2 protein-coding genes and 3 pseudogenes are annotated in these 2,932 nt (G+C 35.1%); all 5 read right to left on the bottom strand.

Annotation, left to right across the window (positions count from 1 at the left end; translation table 11 throughout):
- Positions 1 to 83: 83 nt before the first annotated feature.
- A pseudogene (locus V7014_RS19570) lies at positions 84 to 206 on the bottom strand (IS1595-like element ISClba2 family transposase); the annotation flags it as partial.
- A gap of 100 nt (positions 207 to 306) precedes the next feature.
- Positions 307 to 738 carry a hypothetical protein gene (locus tag V7014_RS19565; RefSeq protein WP_438824946.1) on the bottom strand — a complete coding sequence of 144 codons (432 nt, stop codon included), beginning with the start codon at positions 736 to 738 and terminating at the stop codon, positions 307 to 309.
- Positions 739 to 744: 6 nt separating this feature from the next.
- A pseudogene (locus tag V7014_RS19560) lies at positions 745 to 844 on the bottom strand (methyl-accepting chemotaxis protein); the annotation flags it as partial.
- A gap of 17 nt (positions 845 to 861) precedes the next feature.
- The gene (locus tag V7014_RS19555) at positions 862 to 1,230 is read right to left on the bottom strand and encodes a hypothetical protein (RefSeq protein ID WP_335509466.1); all 369 of its coding nucleotides are present in this window, start codon (positions 1,228 to 1,230) and stop codon (positions 862 to 864) included.
- Between the two features lie 442 nt (positions 1,231 to 1,672).
- Positions 1,673 to 2,689, bottom strand: a pseudogene (locus tag V7014_RS19550) (IS110 family transposase); the annotation flags it as partial.
- Positions 2,690 to 2,932: the final 243 nt, after the last annotated feature.

Genomic DNA, 2,932 nt, shown 5'->3' with positions numbered 1-2,932 from the left:
CACACTACGAAGATATAATGAAATTAAAATTTGAAGAAAGTGAACTAACTAATTCTTTTTTCATTTGAACAGGTAGTAAGTTCCCCCTTTGAAAACCTCGATTCCCTGCAATCTTCGGGAAGATTACGAGTTAAAGAATTGAGTGTCATTATTTCTCCTATGTAATTGTATAAATCTTGTAAGTGGTAGTCTGAAAGACCTTTCAAAGTGAATTATACTATTCTTCTTTAACTAATATAGAAATAATAAAAAAGTTAACAGGCATCACAAATGGATAAATGTCCACATGAGATGCCTGTCATCGATTTATTCTTCTTTAATTTTAAAATGCTTAACCGCCTGCTGGAGCTCAGAACTAAGTGTTGTTAGATTAGTTGCATCTTCAGCAACCGTATAAATAGAGCGTGTTTGTTCATCAGCTGAGGCATTAACTTCCTCACAAGCTGCAGCAGTTTGTTGCGCCAATCCTGCCATCACTTGTATAGAATTCAGTACATGGTCTTTGTTGCTAGCCATATTTTTGATGTCCTCACTTATACTATCAATAGATTTAGCGATCGATTGAATTAAAGTGGAGATTTGGATAAAGGCATTATTCATATCCTGGATGACCATTGCTTGTTTATTGAAAATTTCATCGGTTTGATCCATTTCATCGACTGCCTTTTTCGAACTATCTTGAATAGCTTGAACGATTTTTTTAACATCTTCCGTTGCTAAAACAGATTGCTCTGCCAGCGTTTTAACTTCATTCGCTACAACAGCAAAATCCCTTTCCATGCTCTCCTGCTCTCGCAGCTTCAATACCTGCGTTTAATGCCAGTAGATTGGTTTGTCCAGAAATAGCTGTTATCGTCTCCATTACCTTTCAATCGTTTTAATTTTATCGTTTAATTCCATAATTACAGATCCCATTGAAGTGACAAAACCATTTGTGACTTCATTTGTGTTTTGCAATTCCTGTATTTGATGCAATCCCTTTGTGTTTAGAATATTCGTTTCTTCTGTAAGAGCTAACATTTCTTTTGTTTTGTCTGATACTCTTTGAATATCATCGCCAAGTGTAATAGATAATTGGTTTGCCTTATCAGCGTCTTCAGCAGCATTAGTAGCCCCCGTAGCAATTTCAGTTATTGCCGTTGCTATTTGTTCGCTAGAAGCTTGTGTTTCTTCTGAAACTGCACTTAAATTTTCACTTGAGCTTAATACATTTTTAGAAGATTGATTCACAGTTGAAAATTTCTCTTAGCTGATGCACCATATTATTAAATAGTTGACCAGTTTCGTCTTTGTCTGTACATTTACTTGGACAGTCAAATCACCATTTTTTGATTTTTTTAATAAATAGAATAGTAACATTGATAATGTTATTTTTGGCACATTCTTCGAAAATATGTAAACTTACCAACGACTTCTAAAACGTGACTTCACATAAAATGAATAAGCTGTTCTATGTATTACTGAAGTAGGCATAAGGAGGCTGTTTTAAATGAGTAATTAACTGATATCATTTTAAAACTTGCAAAATAAAAGAAATCATCTTTATTTTTCAAGTTCCAAAGAGTATTTCTTAAATAAGTGGATACGCTTTTTTGCTTATTAAAGTAACGTACAATAGTTCGATAAATGAATGGGTGCATATAATAATGAGGAGACCTAGCTAATCTTCCCTGTGCCTTAGCCTACTAGAACCTCGTTTGGTTATTCGATTCGTCGTCGCTGTAAACTTTCCAGATGAATGGACACTGGGATCTATTCCAGCGTAGGCAACTAATTTCTTAGGGTGATTAAACCGATCAATTTCCCCAATTTTTGAAATAATCGTGGCGGCGATTTTTTCACCGATTCCAGGGATTGATTGAATAATCTTATATTCTTCTATTTTATTTGCTAGGGATACCATTTGGCTCTCCAATTCCGAAAGGTGTCCTTGGTAATGAAATAGGATATCTATATACATAGTGAGATTGATTAGATGACTTTGATACATCACCTTCTGAAAAGGATTTTGAAGAGCTGCATTTCTAAGCGTTCTGGCCTTTTCTCTTGCCCATTGATCCGAGCGAGTCGGACAACACTCACGTATACGATTTGCTAATTGCTGTTCATCTGTAACCAGAACCTTCTCCGAAGTTGGATATTCTTTTAATATCCACAAAGACACTTTCGAAAAAAGATCACCAAAGACCTTCCTATATTCAGGGAAAACCTGATCTAAAATCGTATGGAATTGTAGTTTTGCTTCCACATACATATTTGTTATAATCTCTTGTTGTCTAGATAGATTTCGAAGGTTTAGAAGCTGAACTCCTTTCATTTTATAAGGCTCAAATTCCTCTTTGTAGTAAAGAATACATAATTGATAGGCATCGAATGCATCTGTTTTTACCTTTCTCAAACTTGATTTCTTTGCTTGATGAGAAATGATTGGATTTAATAAAATATAAAGGATTTCATTTTCTTCTAAGCATTGAATAATAGGTGTATGATAATGTCCTGTTGATTCCAATATGACCACTGGCATTTGACCAGTCATTGATTTAATTTCCCCTAAGAAGCTTATAAACTCATCTAATTCTTCACGATTATGCTTTATTGAAAAACTCTTTCCATAAGGCTTTCCTTTATCTAAAAAAGCCTGAACTTCACTCTCTCCTTTAGCTACGTCTATACCCACAACTGGGTTCATTCTTTCTCCTCCTCTAGTGTATTCACCAGTAACCCCTATTTCCTCCAAGTAGTATTATAGCTTCGCTTGTTATACGAGATCTAAGTCCCAACCAGCCTCAAACATATTTCTACTAGTAGGGGGTGAACAGTTTAGCTGACGGAATCAATGTCCCACGCACCCGGACGTTCTACCCTGGCTACTGATAGATTAAATCCAAATAAAAAAAGTTCAACCAGAAATTACTGGCTGAACTATATAATA

The sequence above is a fragment of the Bacillus sp. JJ722 genome, from assembly GCF_036963345.1.
In the GTDB taxonomy this organism is placed as follows: Bacteria; Bacillota; Bacilli; order Bacillales; family DSM-1321; genus Bacillus_AD.
The sequence above is the reverse complement of the archived record's forward strand: the minus strand, read 5'-3'. Positions and strand labels throughout refer to the sequence as shown.